The sequence below is a fragment of the Novosphingobium kaempferiae genome (genome assembly GCF_021227995.1).
GTDB lineage: Bacteria > Pseudomonadota > Alphaproteobacteria > Sphingomonadales > Sphingomonadaceae > Novosphingobium > Novosphingobium kaempferiae.
In genome coordinates this window covers 752,606-769,944 of sequence record NZ_CP089301.1, presented here as the reverse complement: position 1 = coordinate 769,944, position 17,339 = coordinate 752,606, and the positions used below count along the sequence as shown (strand labels likewise).

15 protein-coding genes are annotated in these 17,339 nt (G+C 60.8%); 5 read left to right on the top strand and 10 right to left on the bottom strand.

Annotation, left to right across the window (positions count from 1 at the left end; all coding sequences use genetic code 11):
• Nucleotides 1-51 precede the first annotated feature (51 nt).
• From LO787_RS03740 to LO787_RS03730, 3 genes are all read left to right on the top strand, one after another.
• Nucleotides 52-2,448 carry a TonB-dependent receptor gene (locus LO787_RS03740; protein ID WP_232494524.1) on the top strand — a complete coding sequence of 799 codons (2,397 nt, stop codon included), beginning with the start codon at nt 52-54 and terminating at the stop codon, nt 2,446-2,448.
• Between the two features lie 58 nt (nt 2,449-2,506).
• Nucleotides 2,507-2,824: a 2Fe-2S iron-sulfur cluster-binding protein gene (locus LO787_RS03735; RefSeq protein ID WP_232494523.1), complete on the top strand. Its 318-nt coding sequence runs from the start codon at nt 2,507-2,509 to the stop codon at nt 2,822-2,824.
• Between the two features lie 233 nt (nt 2,825-3,057).
• Nucleotides 3,058-3,933 carry an SDR family NAD(P)-dependent oxidoreductase gene (locus tag LO787_RS03730; protein WP_232494522.1) on the top strand — a complete coding sequence of 292 codons (876 nt, stop codon included), beginning with the start codon at nt 3,058-3,060 and terminating at the stop codon, nt 3,931-3,933.
• A gap of 508 nt (nt 3,934-4,441) precedes the next feature.
• On the opposite strand, the gene LO787_RS03725 is transcribed toward LO787_RS03730, so the two are convergent.
• On the bottom strand, nt 4,442-5,440 hold the full coding sequence (locus LO787_RS03725) for a Ros/MucR family transcriptional regulator (protein ID WP_232494521.1): 999 nt from the start codon (nt 5,438-5,440) through the stop codon (nt 4,442-4,444).
• 296 nt (nt 5,441-5,736) lie between these two features.
• Between LO787_RS03725 and LO787_RS03720 the strand changes: the two genes are divergently transcribed.
• The gene (locus LO787_RS03720) at nt 5,737-6,117 is read left to right on the top strand and encodes a DUF6771 family protein (RefSeq protein WP_232494520.1); all 381 of its coding nucleotides are present in this window, start codon (nt 5,737-5,739) and stop codon (nt 6,115-6,117) included.
• A gap of 390 nt (nt 6,118-6,507) precedes the next feature.
• Here LO787_RS03720 and aac(6') read toward each other — a convergent pair whose 3' ends face one another.
• The 3 genes from aac(6') to LO787_RS03705 form a co-directional block, all read right to left on the bottom strand.
• A complete protein-coding gene (gene aac(6') / locus LO787_RS03715; protein ID WP_232494519.1) occupies nt 6,508-6,978 on the bottom strand; it encodes an aminoglycoside 6'-N-acetyltransferase in 471 nt (156 codons plus the stop codon).
• 85 nt (nt 6,979-7,063) lie between these two features.
• Nucleotides 7,064-7,339: an HU family DNA-binding protein gene (locus LO787_RS03710; protein WP_232494518.1), complete on the bottom strand. Its 276-nt coding sequence runs from the start codon at nt 7,337-7,339 to the stop codon at nt 7,064-7,066.
• Nucleotides 7,340-7,696: 357 nt separating this feature from the next.
• The gene (locus LO787_RS03705) at nt 7,697-8,194 is read right to left on the bottom strand and encodes a hypothetical protein (protein ID WP_232494517.1); all 498 of its coding nucleotides are present in this window, start codon (nt 8,192-8,194) and stop codon (nt 7,697-7,699) included.
• A gap of 376 nt (nt 8,195-8,570) precedes the next feature.
• Between LO787_RS03705 and LO787_RS03700 the strand changes: the two genes are divergently transcribed.
• Entirely contained in the window at nt 8,571-8,990 is a 420-nt protein-coding gene (locus LO787_RS03700; RefSeq protein WP_232494516.1) for a hypothetical protein, read from the top strand.
• Here the strand turns inward: LO787_RS03700 and LO787_RS03695 are convergent.
• The 6 genes from LO787_RS03695 to LO787_RS03670 form a co-directional block, all read right to left on the bottom strand.
• Nucleotides 8,987-12,748, bottom strand: a complete 3,762-nt coding sequence (locus tag LO787_RS03695) for a conjugal transfer protein TraG N-terminal domain-containing protein (protein ID WP_232494515.1) — start codon at nt 12,746-12,748, stop codon at nt 8,987-8,989. The two genes, LO787_RS03700 and LO787_RS03695, sit on opposite strands and share 4 nt — an antisense overlap.
• A gap of 8 nt (nt 12,749-12,756) precedes the next feature.
• Nucleotides 12,757-14,172 (bottom strand): conjugal transfer protein TraH, encoded by a 1,416-nt coding sequence (locus LO787_RS03690; RefSeq protein WP_232494514.1) that lies wholly within the window; start codon nt 14,170-14,172, stop codon nt 12,757-12,759.
• Between the two features lie 245 nt (nt 14,173-14,417).
• Complete coding sequence (locus LO787_RS03685; RefSeq protein WP_232494513.1) at nt 14,418-14,999, bottom strand: hypothetical protein; 582 nt, start codon at nt 14,997-14,999, stop codon at nt 14,418-14,420.
• Nucleotides 14,996-15,892, bottom strand: coding sequence for a conjugal transfer protein TraF (locus LO787_RS03680; protein ID WP_420847785.1), 897 nt, complete (start codon nt 15,890-15,892; stop codon nt 14,996-14,998). Before LO787_RS03680 ends, LO787_RS03685 begins: the two co-directional genes overlap by 4 nt.
• The gene (locus LO787_RS03675; protein WP_232494512.1) at nt 15,889-16,494 is read right to left on the bottom strand and encodes a S26 family signal peptidase; all 606 of its coding nucleotides are present in this window, start codon (nt 16,492-16,494) and stop codon (nt 15,889-15,891) included. The genes LO787_RS03680 and LO787_RS03675 overlap by 4 nt, the downstream gene beginning before the upstream one ends.
• Nucleotides 16,466-17,338, bottom strand: coding sequence for a type-F conjugative transfer system pilin assembly protein TrbC (locus LO787_RS03670; protein ID WP_232494511.1), 873 nt, complete (start codon nt 17,336-17,338; stop codon nt 16,466-16,468). Before LO787_RS03670 ends, LO787_RS03675 begins: the two co-directional genes overlap by 29 nt.
• Nucleotide 17,339: the final 1 nt, after the last annotated feature.

The following is a 17,339-nucleotide window of genomic DNA, read 5'->3' as shown; positions in this document are numbered from 1 at the left end:
ATTCAATCCGCGCTTCTCGCTACAGCGAGTTTGTGCACCGCGACTCCATCTTTGGCTCAGGAAGAGGGCAACGCCGGCGATATTATCGTCACGGCGCGCCGCGTTGAAGAACGACTGCAAGACGTCCCGATCTCGATGACGGTCTTCAATCAGACACAGATTACCGAGCGCAATGTCGTCAAGGCAGAGGACCTCGCGAGGTTCACTCCGTCTCTCGCCGCCAATAGCAACTTCGGCAGCGACAATTCGACCTTTGCGGTACGCGGCTTCGTGCAGGATATCGGCACAGGCCCCTCCGTCGGCGTCTACTTCGCCGATGTGGTGGCACCGCGCGGCGGGAACCCGGCGCTTCCAACCGGAGATGGCGCCGGCCCGGGCAGTTTCTTCGATCTCCAGAACGTTCAGGTCCTTAAAGGGCCACAGGGCACGTTGTTCGGACGCAATACGACCGGAGGCGCGGTCATCCTGGTTCCGCAGCGCCCGACCGATGTGTTCGAAGGTTATGTCGAAGGTTCGATCGGCAACTACGATTTGCGACGGGTTGAGGCCGTGGTTAACATACCTTTGGCAGATACGTTCCGCGTTCGCCTCGGCATGGATCGCCAGAAGCGCGATGGCTGGCTGCGAAATCGCAGCGGCATCGGGCCCGATGATTTCGCCGATGTCGATTACCTGGCTTTGAGAGGCAGCATCGTCGCCGAGCTGACACCGACGCTCGAGAATTACACCGTGGTGTCCTATAGCAGGTCCAATACGAACGGGCCGTTACAGAAACTTACGGACTGCAATCCTGCCAGTTTCATATACGGTGCATTTGCCTGTCCGCAGTTGATGGACGCCGCCGCCAAGGCAGAGGGCTTCTACGATGTCCGCAGCTCTTTCCAGTCCCCCGGCTCTCGACTGGCAAGCTGGCAGATTTCCAACACGTTGGCCTGGAACGCGACCGACCGGCTGACGATCAAGAACATTGCCAGCTACGGTCAGCTGAAACAGAATATGCAGTCTGCTCTATTCGGAACTCAATTCTACTCCATCCCTGTAGCAGGCGAGCCTGCGCGCCCGTTTCCCTTCTCGGCATTCTCGCCCTCGCCGGATGCAAAGGGCGTCGCATATCAGTCGACCTTCACCGAAGAACTCCAGTTCCAAGGCAGGTCGGGAGACAATCGCCTGACGTGGCAGGCTGGGCTCTATTATGAGCGCGCTTCACCGCTCGGTCCCGTTGGATCGATGTCGCCGACATCGCTTTACTGCACCGACGTTCAGGCATTGCAATGCACAGACGTCCTTGGCTTGTTCCTGACTGCGCAGCTTGGGTTTCCAGTGCAGGTTGGCACCGTGAACTACAACCGGAACCGTCTGATCACGCAGAGTATCGGAAGCTATCTGCAGGCAAGCTATGAGATCACCGACCAGATCAAGGTCACTGGCGGATTGCGCTATACTTGGGATCTGCAGCGCAGCTCAAGCTCGCAGATCGCCTATAGCTTCGCTCCCGTCGCAGGCGGTGGCCTGGCCACCCACTATTGCCCGCGGCCGACGACTGAATTGCCGCAGTGCGCTCTCGATCTGGAGCAGAAGTCATCCGCGCCGACGTGGCTGGTAGGCCTCGACTTCAAGCCGACGGATGACGTACTCCTCTATGCCAAGTATGCGCGCGGCTACCGCACCGGCGGGATCAAACCTGACGCTCCGGTACAATATCAGCGTTTCCGCCCTGAAAAGGTCGATACTTTCGAGGTCGGCGCAAAGGCGTCATTCAATGGGGCGGTCAGAGGCAATTTCAATATCTCTGCCTTTTACAACGACTTTGCTGACCAGCAAATCCAGGTCGGTTTCGGCGACAATCAGGCCGTTGCCGGGACCGTCGCAGCCACGACCGGACCGGTCAACGCAGGAAAGTCGCGAATTTACGGCGTGGAGGTCGAAGCGGCCCTACGCCCGGTGGCGGGTCTCTCGCTCAATGCAAGTTACGCCTATTTAAACACCCGCATCAAGTCCATCACTGCGGTCACGCTGCCAGCCAATGATCCCTATATCGTCGGGTCGGCAGTGATTGAGGGAGACCGGCTTGCCCTGACGCCAACTCACAAACTGGTGCTCTCGGGAGCCTACACCCTGCCCCTGGGTCGGCAGATCGGCGAGATCAGTTTCGGAGCGACCTACAGTTACACGGGCGCTCAAAGGGCGAGCTACGCATCGCGCGACCCGGCCAGTATCGCACTTTTGGGGCGCGATATCGGGATCATCGCCCCGATCAATCTCGTCAGCCTCAACGCAGGCTGGAAGTCAATCGCGGACACGCCCGTGGATCTGACTGCATTCGTCACCAATCTGACGAAGGAACGCTACTTTACCTATGTCACCGGGCTCTGGTCGTCCACCGGGTTCGAGACCGCCACGCTCGGCGAGCCACGGATGTACGGCGCGCGCCTTCGTTACAGCTTCTAAAATTGCCGATGCGCCGTTGGACGGCGTGCACCAATCTTCAAAGCATCGAGGAAATGCTATGCCCGAACTGATTGTCACAGATCGCGCCGGAAACGAGCGTGCCATCGTATCTCCCCCGGACCGGACAGTCATGGAGGTGATCCGCGACGCTGGTTTCGATGACATGCTGGCGCTGTGCGGTGGCTGCTGTTCATGCGCTACTTGCCATGTCTTCGTTGACGCGGCTTTTTCGGATCTAACCTCGTCAATGAGTCCAGACGAAGATGACCTTCTCGACACCTCGAGCCACCGTGATGAGAGGTCGCGGCTCTCGTGCCAGATATTATTGACTGAAAGTTTGTCCGGCCTGCGTGTAACACTGGCGCCCGAGGATTAAGCTGGCTGCGTAGAGGTGAACTGGTTGACTGAAGCAGCACCTGCTCACGCTATCCGGCATCCGTCCGGTTTGGTCTGATCGCGCAGTACATTGTCGAATATAAGCTAACAGCCCGCAATACAGTGCACGTGCGGCATTACCGGTTCACCGTGGCTTCCATCGACCTGTCGCAAGTCACACTATGACCTAAGTTTCTCAGGCGCACGTCAATTCTCTTTGTGACGGAGCATTCCTTGGACGAGTTTCCCACAGCTATCATTACAGGTGCCAGTTCCGGGTTAGGTAGGGCTGCTGCAGCCGAACTCGCCCGGCGAGGCTATCGGATCATCGGGACCGGACGCGACCTTTTTCGCACCGCTGAGGCCGAACGGGAAATCAGGGCCTATGCCGAGCCCGGTGCACGGGTGGACCTGTTCTGCGCGGACTTCTCGCTTTTGAAAGAAGCTTCGCGCACGGCGGACAGGATCATTGCCATGACCGACCGGATTGACCTGCTTTTCAATAACGCAGGAGGTATGGTCGACAGGCTGCAGATGACAAACGAAGGCCTCGAGAAGAGTTTTGCTACCAACCATCTCGCGCACTTCGTAATAACCTCGCGCCTAACACCGCTTATTGAACGCACGGCAATAAGGGCGCAGGCAGGGTCGGTGCGGATCATATTCACCTCTTCGGGTGCGAGTGAGGCGGCACCGCCGATCAACTTCGAGGACATACAGGGTCTGTCGACATTCTCGACCGGGCTCGCTTACTGTATCGCCAAGCTAGCCAACGTTATGCACGCACGTGAATTGGCGAAGCGACTCGCAAGCAAGGCGATCACCGTGCACATCGCGGCGCCCGGCCCGGTCGCGTCACGCTTCTTCGATCGTGCTTCTCAGGAAACCCGGGATCACGTGCGCGAACTACCGATGATGACATCGGAACAAGGTGCCGCCTTGCTACTGCACCTCGCTGTGGGTGACCTGCTTCGATCCACGCATGGTGCATACTGGAAGAACGGGATCGAGGCTCAGCCCCATCCACAGGCGATGGACGAGGCGGCTTTGACGAAATTCTGGATGGAGAGCGAAAAACTCGTCGCGCAAGCTTTGGGTGCCAGCTCTTAGACTCCTCACTTCCTTGATCGCGAACCAAATCGAGCTGGCACGCAAGTTAGTTGGCTCCAAGCACGGAAATCAATTTGGCGGTGTGATTGTTGGGGTGCCCCAAAGACATTGCCGATCCATAGGCTGCATTTTCGGCGCCATATGGTGCCCAGAATTGATACGCCTCGTCCAGAAGAGCGGTAGACGCGATTGTCTCAGCCCCGATCAGAAGCAAAATGTCCATTCATAGGAGCGCTGAATTCCCAGTTGTACGGTCTGGAGTGGCCGCATTGCCGCCCTACCGCCAGTAGGATTCTGCAGGTCCGTGAATGACCGCTCTCCTCGGTGGGCTTCTCGAAAGCCGACAGTCGCGAATGCCCCAAGCCCTGTCGCTAAGCAATTACCGAAATTTACCGTCCTGCCCGGTCGACTGCCATCACAGGCGCAGTGAAAATCAGCAGCGATAGGTTTGGACGTTGCTTGACCAGTGAATGGTGGGGGCCGCTTGACGCCGGCCCCCGCTTTACGATCACACGTCGTTACCACCGTCCGTTGCAGGGGTAGGAGTTTTCGGTGCGCGTGCCATGCGCTTCGCCCGTGGCGTCTTCTTTTCCGCTTTGTCAGTTGCTTTGTCTGGGGTGGCAGGCGTTGTTTGGTCTGCCACAGTGCTCTTGGAGTCCGTTTCCTCCCGGTTGAATAGTCCGAGCTTCCCACGCCGTTTCGGAGCTGGTTTCGGATTTTCGACTGGTGCATCAGATGGTTTGACCTCGCTTACTTCCTGCACCGCTTTGGGTTTGCGAGCGGCCGACTTCTTGGCCGCAGGAACCTTCGCAGGCGCCGTGCTCCCCTTGAACTTTGCTGAAGCCTTCTTCTTCGGCACTGTTGCTTCAGGGTCCTTTGCAGGTTGGTTCGGCGGCGTATCAACGGTTACACCGGAATCGGCGATCGCTTCCCGCGGCGCAGCCTTGCGTTGCTTGCGAGCGCTGGTCTGCTTGACCTTCACGGGAGAAGCATTCGGCAGCGGTGCATTCGCCACTTCTACCTTCGGCGCTTGCGCATCGACAGAAGTTGCCGGAGGAGCTTCGGATGCCGATGCGCTTGCCTCGGTCTCCCCGACCGCGGAATTGCGATTGCCCAAGCCGATCTTCTTGGCGATCTCGCGACGCTGGGCAGCGAAACCCGGTGCAACCATCGGATAAGTTGCGGGTAGGTTGTAGCGTTCCCGGTATTCCGCAGGAGTCAGCCCATGACTTGTCAAATGGCGCTTGAGGGCCTTGTAAGGCTTTCCATCGATAAGGCTAATGATGTGGTCGTCGTATGAAAGGCTTTTACGCACCGATACTGCAGGTTCATACGTCGGTGCCTCAGGCTCCGCCGACGACGACGCTGTATCCTCGGTGAGAGCAGCGCGCGTCGAGCGAATGAGGCCGGCGAGATCGTCAGCGCCGACGGTGTTGTTGCCCAGATATGCACTCAGAAGCTGTACGGTCAGAGCGGCGATATCAGAAGTCGGTTCGGTATCAGGCATCGATATTGCCCCTCTCGATATTTCTGGCGCCTAAAGACGCTTATGCCCCTATGGCAATGCTTGATGCATTGCCCCGATTACGGCGCTTTTCAAGTGCATTCATCGTCCTAGTACCATAGACTGAACGGGAAGATGCCCCATTACGGGCCAAACGCCGTGCCGCACAAACCTGGCCTTCCGAAGACAGGCTCAGATATCAAAGACCATCCAGTTCGTCACCTACCCGTCGATCATCGCGTCCCACTAGCCAATGTCGATCTATGTTCAGCACGCAGTTGCAGAACGCGGGAAGCCCCATGCGTCAATTGCACTGGTCCTCGGAGCTGCCATCACCCACATTGCGGCTGCCTTTCAGGCATCCTCTCCCAAACTTTGTAGCCGGCCTTAGTGCCGGCTTTTTCTTTATTGCCGGTCTTGCAACCAAGGATGGAAGCACTGACGGTCCGGTTTCCGCACTGCGGGCACTGCTGGACAGCCCGGGATGGTTAGGTCATAGGCTCGGCATGACAAAGGATCTTACGCCCATCATCCGTCACGTTCTCGAGCGGGCGCCGCAATGGGTCCGGCGCGACCTCGAGGCCAAAGATTCAGCCATCCGCGCTCGGGCGGAAGACACCTTGGCCGCAATGATCAGCAGCGCCCTGCAGGATGATGGAACGGAACCGGACAAGGTCTGAATTCCATCACGGGCCAAGCGTCCGGCGGACCATTGGCGTGATCAAGCGCAGCCTGACGAGCGAACCCGCGTGCGGCAACCCCTCGCAACGTCTGCTGGCTCGCTTATACCGGGTTCTGTCCCTCGATGCGTGCAGCGGCGTACATGCAAAGGCAGCTTGGGATCGAAAGCAGGACAGCCAGGGTGAGGAACGGCAGAGCGAGAACAAACCTCAACGTCGGGTTCATGGCAACCTCTCCATATCTATGGTGAGGCTTTAACGGACGGCGGTGCAAACGGTGCCGGGGGCCGCAATATTCGCTAAGAATCCGCTACCGATAATTTGTTGATACTGCTGAGGAATATGTCGCGGTTTGAGCTGATTGGGGGGAATGTCCACCGTGCCCGCAACTTAACTCAAGCGTGGCGCCGGATCGAGAACCTTGCGAAAGAACACCACCCGCTCGGTTTCCTCGAAATCAAGCGCCGCGTGCATGGCGTGGGAAACCGTGTTCTCCATAAGGGCATCGGAAGCCATTTCGGTACAACCCTTGAGCCGAGCCCATGCTTCGACCGCTTCGACGAGCCCGCGGCCGATGCCTTGGCGGCGACACTCCTTTGCAACAAAGAGCCCTTCGAGGAACGCGACGGGGGATGTCTCGCATCCGTTGACGTAGTCGATCCGCAAGGCGGCTTCGGCAAACCCGACCAAAGTGCCCCGCAGATCGCGCGCAAGGAAGCCGACGATAGGTTGATGCTCGGCCATCAAGTCGACCAGATCCTTCCGGTGCTCCGCCGTTGAGCCATCCGGCCAGAGCGCGGCGCGTAGGGCAGCCCAATCATCGAGGTCGGTGGCGCCCGCAAATTCGATGCGTACGATCATGTCCGCTCGTCCCCGGGTATGCGCCTTCAGTATTGAAAAAGCCTGCAGCGCCAGCTGTCAGCGCGGCACCGCAGGCCTCTTCGGTTTAAGCGTTGAGCTTGTCCTTCACGCCCTTGGCGGCCGTGAAACCGAGCTTCTTCGACGCCTTGATGGTCATGGCCTCGCCCGTCGCAGGGTTGCGGCCTTCACGCTCCGGGCTGTCCTTGACCTTGAACTTGCCGAAACCGTTGAGCGAAACCTCCTCGCCTTTCGCCGCCGCGTTGCCGATGGCGTCGAAGACGGCATCGACGATCTTGCGGGCATCGGTCTTGGCGAGGCCGTGATCGGCGGCGATAACGTCTGCGAGCTCGCTGTTGTTCATGAGAAGTTCGTCCTGTCGAAGTCTGTGTTGCGCCGCCGGATCATTGTTTTTGACCCGTGACGTGCGCTCACCATGACGCAACCAGATGACCGATCAAGGCGTGCTCAGGTGCTCAGGCTTTCTGGAGACCAGTTGTCCACAGCCTGCGGACAGCGATAATGAAATCGGCAATCTCGAAGGTACTTGCCCTTTTATCGTCTGGCGGGCCCGCAGCCACCGTCAGTGCCGGCGAGGCGTCGATGTATATATTTGCCATGCCCCCGGCATTGAAGGCTATGTCGCCACGCAACCTCCCCCACGGCCGCAAAGGCTTCAGGCGGCAGAAACTCAACAACAATAATTGTAATCCTCTGGCCGTTACATGTCAGCGCGGTCGTTCGTTTTTATTTCGATCATCTGACCAACCACTTCGATTATCGATAGTACGTTTTCAGATATCTGCCTGGAGTTCATTACGGATAGGATGCGCGCCTGTCCAAAATTGCGGCCTGCCGCATGGTGGCGCGAAAGCTCCGGCAGTATGCCCGCAAATTCCGGTGTTGGCGGCGGCATGCCGAACGATGAGGCTAGCGCCATTGCAGCTTCAAGATCGCGACCGAGATGGCGGTCAATCCAGTTTTCGGTACTATCGGAATAGAGGAGCGCAGCTTTCAGTGCGAACTGTAATGCATACGCCGCGTTCTTGATCACCTGGGAGGGGCGCTGCTCAACCATGTTTAGATTCATCAAATTGATGAATTCCAAAGCGCGAAAATACGTGTCTGCAGCCAAAACGCGGTAATGATTGGATGAGCCGAAGTGCTCGATGCTATGATCCTTGGGCGGCAGGTTGCCGATAACCGGATTACGCGTCACGCGAACCTCCACTGCGCATCCGGCGAGGACGATCCAAGAGTGACAGGAAGGATGCGTGCGTTCCCGAAACTCCCGCGCGCTAGGCACGGGAGTCACCGGGGCTGGTAAGATGAACAATCGAACATCCGCCGCCGCTTTTACCCGCGAGGGCTGGACATATGCGACAGCACCCCGAAAACTGAGAGTTTTCGGAGGCAATCGATTGTTCGGGATTACCAGTCCCGGCGCTGCCCTTTGCGCAACGCGGAGAGACCATAGCAGACTCTTCCAAGAGAACAAATGGGGGACTTGGTAACGTCGCGACTATTCGCAATCAGTCGATATCGCGTGTCACAAAACCACAATCATGATAAATTGATTGAGAAAGGATCGCAGGATGGAGACCGACGGCGCTGGTCACGATGCGAAGAAGGGCCTAGAGTACCCGCGCGCAGCGAAATGGATTTGGGCCCCCTGGTACGCAAAATTCTGGTGGTCTGCGACACCTTGCTGGTGGCTGGGTATGGCGGGATCTGCTTACTTCGATATTGCGCAGTTCTATAGTACTGCCTTAGCTGGCGTCATGAACATATTCTTCTTCCCGCCAGTCGTATTTATGCTGTTGGGCATCGGCTTTTTTCGCGAATGGTTCGATCGCTTGATAAATAACGAGGGGCTGATTTGGCTATCGGATCCTGATCCAGATTTCATGGATGACAGCTGCGGGCTAGGTAATCCGATGGATCCGAGATCTGGCCCACTTTGGATTGGCAATACCCTTGATCCGCATAGCCCTAACTATACGGGCCCGCGCTAATCCTTAGGCGCGCGTTTACTTAAGAGCCTTCCATCGCCGAGGCTTCCATCAATGTCGTTGGAGAAGCGTCCTTCGGAAAGAACGGAATTCTGTTCCAACGAAGTAAGCGGCCCTGTGAGATCGAATGTCGCTCGACCATTGTCGGCATCCTCAAGGTAGCGTTGTCGAATACCGCCGGTCGCCATTATGCCCTCTGATAAACTTTGAGAAAACGCGGAAGCGGGGTCAGGTGACATGCTCGCCGTACGTTCCGCTGCGCCAATTGCCTGTCGAATATCGTAGTTCACGACGTCGAGCGTGGCTTGTGCGTTCTCGGAAGTCATGCCGACGTCCCGACTTTCAAAAGCTAGTTTCGAACCAACGCCACCGGCAGTCTTGCGACCAGCGCGTGTCGGCGCACTCATTGCTTGCCGCCGCCCGGCGCCTTTAACGGATGGTTGGCTTTCCGATGCCGCCAAACTTGCGTTAACATCGAAGCTGATATTTGTGCCCATAAAGTTTTGATCTTGCGCAGTTCGCGTAAGATTCCTTATCCACCCGGTTTGCGATATGATGGCCTGTACGTCGCGCTGTAGGGTGTCTGCGACTTGTGGCTTTAGACGCCATTCGCCCTTGCGGTTCATTTCGAAGCCGCCGCGCAGCCAGTTGGCCAGCATCTCCTGTCCTTCCTTGCCACCGCCCATGAAATGCTCGATCGTGTCTGGCCCAGCCTGCTTGCCGGCCTCGAACCGCGTGCTTGTGTCGCTGCGTGCCGATTTGCTGAAGGCGGTGCCGCTGGAAACCAGAAGATCATTGTGCGCAAAGCTGAAGCGCGCGTTGCCGCCATTTGCGATCGCGCCAAGCTGGCTCTCGTTGATCAGGCCCGCCTTCCACATTGCTGCTGCCGTCTGGGGAGTCAGGTTGAGGCTGAGGTCGCCGTTCTGGTCCATTGCGATCTGACGCCTGCTGAGATCGATGCCGTTGTCGGCCAGCAGGCGCTGCATGCGGGTCAGCCGCTCGCGATCCACGATGGATGTCAGGCGCTCGTTCCGCGCGCGGTCGGCGATCCCGGCGGCGCCGCCCTCTGCCATGTCGACCTGATTGCCTGCCGTGCGCGTCAGCGCCTGAATGAAGCTGTCGAGGCGCGCCGCCTCGCGGGTCGATACGCCCGCTGCCGAAGCACCTTGCGCAAAACCGAAATTCTCCGACTGGCGCCGCTGCTCGCCAGTGCGGGCGGCGTCACGCGTTCCCGAGGTCCCGACTTCCCGCTGGGCGTCGAGCTTGCCGGAGCGTTCCGCAAAATCGTAGCCCGCCGCCTCGCGTGTGCGGCCATAGACACTCGTACCCTCCCGTCCTGCCTCGGCAGTGGCGCCATCCGCCGTGCCGACCTGCACAGCGGTATTATAGCGCTCAAGAGCGGCGAGAACCTGGGCGTCGTTACGCCCGGTCGAGCGCGCCAGCTGCGAGATCGCAGTGCTGCGCGCCTCGCCCGAAAGCGCATTGATGAAGCCGATGCGGCGCGATGTCTCGTCAACGGACAGGCCCAGCATTCCCGCCGCCTGACGCTGCCCTCGGTTACCGCCGGTTCGCCAGCCTTGTTCGGTCGCAACGTTCGCGCGCTCGTCATTTGCAACTTGGGTGCCTGCATGATCGCGTCGACCCTCCATCGCGCCAACCTGGACTTGTGCGGCCGTGAGATCATTCTCCAGCATCTGCTCCTGCTGCCATGCGTTGGCGATTAGCTTGGCATAGGTCGGATCCGCCTGCGCTTCCGCGATCACCCCAGAAGCCTTGAGTTCGGCGTCTGCAGGCGAATAGCCCGCTCTTTCGAAGTGGCGTGTGGCCGCCTGCTTCATCATGCCATAGGCCCGGTTGTCGCCAAATGCCCGCCACTGGACAAGGTTCTGGCTGAAAGCCGCGAATGCCTTCTCGCCAGCCTCGCCCGTCCCGAAGTAGCCCGTACCAAGGTCGCGCAGCGCGTCCTTCTCGGCGAACTGGTGGATCGCAGCGGTCGCGGCGTTCGCCTGCACCGCGCGGGAGACCGCCGGGTCTGAGAGGTCACGGCCATCGAGAGCAGGGGCCAGGCTCCCAAGCTGACGCGCGCCTTCGATATCGCCAAGTGCAAAAGCGGCCGTGCCGGATGGGGCAGGGCGTTCCCCAAGGATGTGGCCTGCCTCGCCGAACGCGCGATTGCTGCTGAAACCGGAGCGCTCGCCGAAGTCGCCAAAGCTGGACGCGGCAGAGGCGCGCGCGCGGGTGCCCATGGCCGAAGCCTGGGCCTCGAGGGCCGATGCCTGCCCCTCGGCCGTTCCCATCACCGAGGCCGCCGCGGTTCCCTGGCCTGCGATCCCGAGCGAGCCCGACGTAAATGCCGTGAACATGTTGCCGCTGAAGCGGAAGACGGTGAAAACGAACGCGCCCGCGAGCCCTGCAGCCGCGGTCCTGAAGCTGCCGAAGATTGCGAGCGCCTTCATCGCTGCGGACGGGGCAAGGAACCAGGCATTCGCCGCGACCGCGTTGGAGCGCAGCTCCTCAAGCGTCGCCAGAGCGCGCCCGAGCGTGAGCTGGTAAATCCCGGCATCGATCACACCCCACAGCGCCACGAACACGAACATTCCCAGTGCAAAGCTCGCAACCCTGAGGTTTATCGGCGTCAGTACGAAAAGCAGCGCGACCGGGATCATGAAAAGCATGATGCCGAAGACCGTCGCGCGGATTGTCGGCATCCACTCGTTCGCAACCGACATCGTCGCGAGACCGCTGGAAATAACCGCCCGGTTGGCCATTACCCGCGCCGCGCTTGCAGGCGAGTCCTCGAACAGGACATCGCCGATGCTGTTGCCGAGCAGGATGTGCGTCATCAAGCCTTGCGCCGTGAGCGGGCGGTCCAGCATCATCTGCCCCATCTCCCCGAGCTGCTGACGGCATCGCGTCATCTGCTGGGTATTCTCGAGATCGTAACCGGTGCGCGCGCAGACCTGCCTGGAATAGCCATCGAAAAGAACCGGATCGCCAAGCCTGTCCGAGATGTGCGCCCACGCCTCGGTGCAGCTGACCGTCGTTCCACCCTTGTCGGTCTCTGTATAGACCGTCGAGAATGTCGCTGGTCCGGCCATCGCCGCAAAGGCGGCGGGAAGGTCGCTGGCGCTGCGCAGGAGCTTGTCGTCATCGATGTCGTAGGCCGGCGAGACGCGGGCGACCGGATAGCACTGGCGCACATAGTCCTTGATCGTGCTGTCGAGAAAGACGTCCGTCATCGGCCCGCGCGGCGAGACGGCGTTGAGGAATAGATCGAAGCTGTGCCCGCCCGCCCCGAATTCGATTTTGGCGCGGGGATCGAGGGTATTATCGTCGATCGTCTCGACCAGCGCCCGCTCCATCATGTTGGTCGCGCCGGCCACCAGGACGAGAAGGTTGGGCACATCGCCAACCGGCTGATAGGCATTGCGCACCCGGTCGTAGACATGAACGGTACCGGTGGCCGCGATGAGACCGACAAACAGCCCGACGCCGATGAGGATCTGGAAGCCGAAGGCAACGATGCCCATTCCGGTGCCGCGCACGCTGGCGATGATCGCGCCAAGGCCGATCCCAACCGTCGCCACGATCATGACCAATGTTTCGTATCTGGGATCGCCAAAGATCATCGAGACAAGACGAAACGCATCCACCGTCTCGGCAAAGCCGTCGTAAGTGTGAAAGCTGGCGTCGACAGCCTGGGCAGGCGCGCCGGCAAGGAGAAGGGGAAGGGCGGGAAGGGCTTTGAGCCGGGCGCGCATGGTGTTGTCTACTGGCTGCGAGCAGCGGCGCCCGCGGCATTGCGCGCGTCATGGTCGCGATCGCGCAGCAGGCCCGCATAGCTCGCCGACAGATTGGCCTGGTCCAGCGCCGCCATGTAGCTTTGCCGCATCTGCGCCCGTTGCCGCAGAACCTCGTCGCGTAGAGTGCCAAGCTGTTCGATACCTCTCGATAGTATGCGCGTCTGGCACACATTGGCATCGTTGCCATCAGCCGAACCCGCCAGTGCCGCGCCCCGCTCGGCATTGGTGAGCGTGAAGTCGATGGTGCGCGTGAGGTCATTCAGCATCTGATAGGCCAGCGTAAGTGCGACCAGTTCGTCGGTATCGGCAATGACCGAGTCCGCCACGCCCTGGCGAACGCCCCACTCCAGCATTCGGTAGACGGGCAGCGTGCGGACATTCGCGACGAACTGGCGTTCTTCGGTGGTCAGAGCGGTGCGGGTGCGGATTTTCGTCGCTATCGACAGCATCCGCTCGCGGGCCAGTACGAGAGCACCCCGCCCCGAGCCGTCCCTTGTGCAGTCCGCCCCGGTCGGAGGCAGGTTCAGGCCACGGCGCTGAACCCTTCCTGTCAGGAAATCCTGCGCGCTCTCGGTGTCCTGGCCAGCGCATTGCGGGATCGCGGTGAACAGCGGCACCTTGTCCCCGTCGTCCCAGCGCATGTAGATGTCACCGACCCGGGCCCGCATCACACCTGCCCAGTCCGCGGCACCGACGCGCGAGGCCGCATGCGCGAGCAGGGAGCCCGTTCGAAAGATATCCCTGACCTCGGCCGGGCAATTGGCGAGCGCTTCCTTCAGGTCCTCGGTCGGATTGTTTTTGTTCGCCTCGATCTTCTCGCGGCTCTGCTGATAGCTCTTCGCAAAGCCCTGCTTTACCGACCGGTATCCCGTCATTTCCTCGATAATCCCCGAAATATTATCATCGCCTTTGGCGATCTGGACCATACGGTTGGCAAGCCGGCAGTCGTTGACTTGTATGGAATTGAGAAAATTGGTCGCCGCTTCCATTTTCGAGATGATATTTCCCATTTTTTCATCGAGCGTTTCCAGAAGATACTGGAAGGCGACTGCCGGGGCCGCCTGGAGTATGCTTTCGAGTTTCTGGACAAGGTAATCGGGATCGAGGAAAGACATCCCTCCCAGAAACATGTCGATGCCCCCGCAACCTGCCCGGACCTTGGGCAGGCTCATCGACATCAGATAGTCGTTGTGGACATCGACCCTTCCGGACATGCCGCCGGCCGTCACATAACCACGGGTCTGATCCTCGAAGCTCCCTGGCGACGTATAAGTGACATTGTCGAACCAGGACTCCGCCCAGCTCTGGGCGTGTGACGATGGTGCGAACGCTGACGCGAGCAGGATCGCCGGGACCTGCAGATAGCGGATCGACCTTTTCATGATAGCGTCTCCTTGACTGTGCGGACCGGATGATGGGGTGCGATGTTCTCGGCTTTTGCGGTTTCAAGGTCAGGGCGGGGCCAGCAATGTGCGGATTTCGAGTGTCCGGCTCGCCAGCTTCGTTCTGGCTGAAAATGGTGCCTGGCCTGGGTCTTGGTATGGTTTCGGCGCCGGTTTGGACCTGGGCTGGAGATCGGGGTTGCTCCGAGACCGGCGCGACCTGCCGGCGTTTCCGGGCCCGCGCGTTATTGTCTTTGCGGGGCTGGCGGTCGGGGAAGCCCGACGATGCCGGTGAACTTGGCCATGGCCCGGACCCCCACGGCGGGCTTCACACCGCTCAGTATTTTTGCAGCAAGATAGAGATTGCGGGCAAGATTGGGCGCATGATCGGTGCCGATCGCGACGGGGATCAGCCGGCCCGTGTCATCGACAGGGCGGACCCAGACCACCGGATGGCCCACCCACGGCAGTCCCAGCCGTCCCGAGCGCCGCAGGGCATCCTCATGGCTGATCGTGCGCACCCGCCAGCCGTACCGCGCGCCCAACGTAGAGAGCTTTTGCCACGCATCACCGCACGGAAGGCAGCCTGGCGCAGTGGTCATCTCGGCGATGAATGCCGGGCCGTGGCCGCGCAACGTCGCTTGAAAGTCATCCGGAAAGTAGCGGGTGACAGGCACCCGCTCCAGCCAGGATCGCATCGCGCGCGGATCCGCCACGGGATGGATCGCGGCGCGCTGCGCGTCCTGACGGCTTGGCGGCTTTGCATAGGCCGAAGCGGCAAGGGCGATGGCGGCCAGCATGGCGAGCAGGATCAGCGCCCGTTTCATGGCGTGATCTCTGCGCTTGGAGCCATAGAATCGGCGGCCGCAGCTGCGGGTTCGCCCGCCGAGACGGGACCGTTGGCGAGCGCATCGAAGAAACCGCCTTCCTCTCCCGCCCCCGTCAGGAACTGTTCGGGCCGTATGTCGCCGCGCAGCAGGCGCACGGCCTGATAGGCCGTTTGCGCCAGCGCAGGGTAGGCTTCGACGCCCGAGGCAATGATCATCCGCTGCGCGCTGCCCCGCCGGATGACCATGGTCGTCGGCGTTATCTCGACCCCGAACCTCTCCTTCACTTCGGGCCGTCTGTCGAGATCGAGGAGCGTGACCTGCCAGCCCATTTCCTCCTGGAAGCGCTGGACGATCCGCCACTGCACCCGGCAATAGCCGCAGCTCGATCTCGAAAACATGACCAGCGCAAACTCACCGGCGTTCGCGCCCAGGTACGATCTTCGCTGGGCATCCTTTTGTGCGCCAAGCTGCGAGCGGGCATCGCCGACCATGGGGTTTGCTGATCTGGAATTGAGTTCGGGGTGCTGCAGCATGGCAAGCTGCGTGACCCCGGCGAATGCCCTGGCCTTGCGCCGGGCAAAGTCCTGCAGACGCCAGAAATCCGCGACGGCATCGACCGTGAGCACGGTGGCCGCGTAGTCTCGCTGCCTCGCGATGAGATCGCGGATCCGTGGCGGTGTCCAGGTCGCCAGCTGTTCCATGGGCGGGATGTGGGGGCGCTCGATGGTGGCATCGTCGCGATCGGCTTCGGGTTCAGGTTTCGGTGCTTCGTACCACCAGTAGCCGTGCCTTTGACCGGGCGTCGAGGGTTGCTGTGCCGCTACTGTGCCGCCCGAGCAGAGCAAGGCCAGGGCGCCGATGAATGCGGCAGGAGGGCGCCGCAGTTTCACAGTATGCGCTCCATGCGGGTCAGCCTCGCAATGGGAAGCAGGCCAAGATAGCGGCTGTCGAACCCTCGAGGATGGGGCGATCCGACATAGGCCAGGCCCGGCGGGATCACCCCGCTCCAGTTCATGTGTTCGAGTTTCAGGCCGCCGCGCGCTTCGGGAAGGCTGACCCCGAGCAGCCTGCCGTTGCAATAGTAATGGACGCCCGTTGCCGAGGGGGCGTGCGCGGAGGGTCGTTCCGATAGCGTGAGCCGATCGCCCGGGAGACACAGGGCATGCTTGGTTACCTGGACGGCATTGGGTCCCGCGACGGGGTGGCGAAGCGTGAACATCACATAATCGCCGCGTCTGATCGGTCCCGGACTTACACGAACTGCGTAAGCATCGATCGAGGGCGTCATGACCAGATGTATCCGCGGCATGACGAGAGCCGCAAACAGGGCGCTGGGAAGCACGACCAGCAGGACGAGGGTGAACCGGGCCGGACGTGCAGGCTGGTCACCGTCCGCAGCCCCCAGCGCGCTCGCCGCCTGCCGCGGCAGCTGACCCAGCGCGATCCAGGCAGCTAACAGGGTTCTAGCGAATACCAAGTAGAGCCTGAGCACCGCGCACCTCCTCCTTGCCGCCAAGGCGGGCGTATTCCTCAAGAAGTCCGCTGAGCGCGGCGTCGCCGTAGACGATGTGGGATGCGCGCAGGCTGTCGTCGTCGCGCTCGCAATAGGTCTGGGTCGGATCCCCCGGGATCATCGCGAGCGCCGGCACCCGGGTGATCGCGTGCTGGCGAAACACGATCGGATCGACGACCAGCTGGACATCGCGCATGCGGCACGCGGGGCCCTCGCAGCCCGGATCGAGCCGCAGAATCTCGGCCGAGAGCTTTGCCATCGGGCCCATCTTCTCAAGACCGCCCGGCACCCCGCGCAGCGCCATTACGCCGTGAACTGGCTCGAGCTGCGCCGCATAGCTGCGCAGCATCGCCAGCGGCATGGATGAGGAGACGAACACCACGGGAACCCATTGCCTGCCCGTGCCGGCGGGTTGGGCGGGATCAGCGACGGATAAAGCGCGTTCCTCCGATGGTTCCAGTCCCAGCGCCACCCGCAGGGCCCTGGCCTGGCGTTCGCGCTCTGCGGCAAGACCGGCCGCCCCCTGCGCGTGCGCTGCCCGCGCCCGTGTCTCGAGGTCTTTTGAAATGGCCCGGCGATGCAGCCCGTCGAACGCCCGGCGCTCAGCGTTCTGGTCGCTGCCTTGCGGAAGGACAGGGTCGGGAAGTTCCTCCACCTCTTGCCTCGTGTTGCCGATGGCGCTTTTGAGCCTCTCGAGGGAGGCCTGTCCCTGATCGGAGACGGACTGCCGCGCGCCGCGACTTGAAGGCGCAGGCGCAATTGGCTGGGCGAAGCAAAGCGGCATGATCAGTTGCGCCACCACGCACGCTGCGGTGACGGCCACA

Coding starts and splice junctions, on each gene's coding strand:
- LO787_RS03695 (WP_232494515.1), bottom strand. CDS start 12,748: ATGCGCGCCCGGCTCAAAGCCCTTCCCGCCCTTCCCCTTCTCCTTGCC.
- LO787_RS03710 (WP_232494518.1), bottom strand. CDS start 7,339: ATGAACAACAGCGAGCTCGCAGACGTTATCGCCGCCGATCACGGCCTC.
- LO787_RS03690 (WP_232494514.1), bottom strand. CDS start 14,172: ATGAAAAGGTCGATCCGCTATCTGCAGGTCCCGGCGATCCTGCTCGCG.
- LO787_RS03700 (WP_232494516.1), top strand. CDS start 8,571: ATGGAGACCGACGGCGCTGGTCACGATGCGAAGAAGGGCCTAGAGTAC.
- LO787_RS03725 (WP_232494521.1), bottom strand. CDS start 5,440: ATGCCTGATACCGAACCGACTTCTGATATCGCCGCTCTGACCGTACAG.
- LO787_RS03685 (WP_232494513.1), bottom strand. CDS start 14,999: ATGAAACGGGCGCTGATCCTGCTCGCCATGCTGGCCGCCATCGCCCTT.
- LO787_RS03735 (WP_232494523.1), top strand. CDS start 2,507: ATGCCCGAACTGATTGTCACAGATCGCGCCGGAAACGAGCGTGCCATC.
- LO787_RS03720 (WP_232494520.1), top strand. CDS start 5,737: ATGCGTCAATTGCACTGGTCCTCGGAGCTGCCATCACCCACATTGCGG.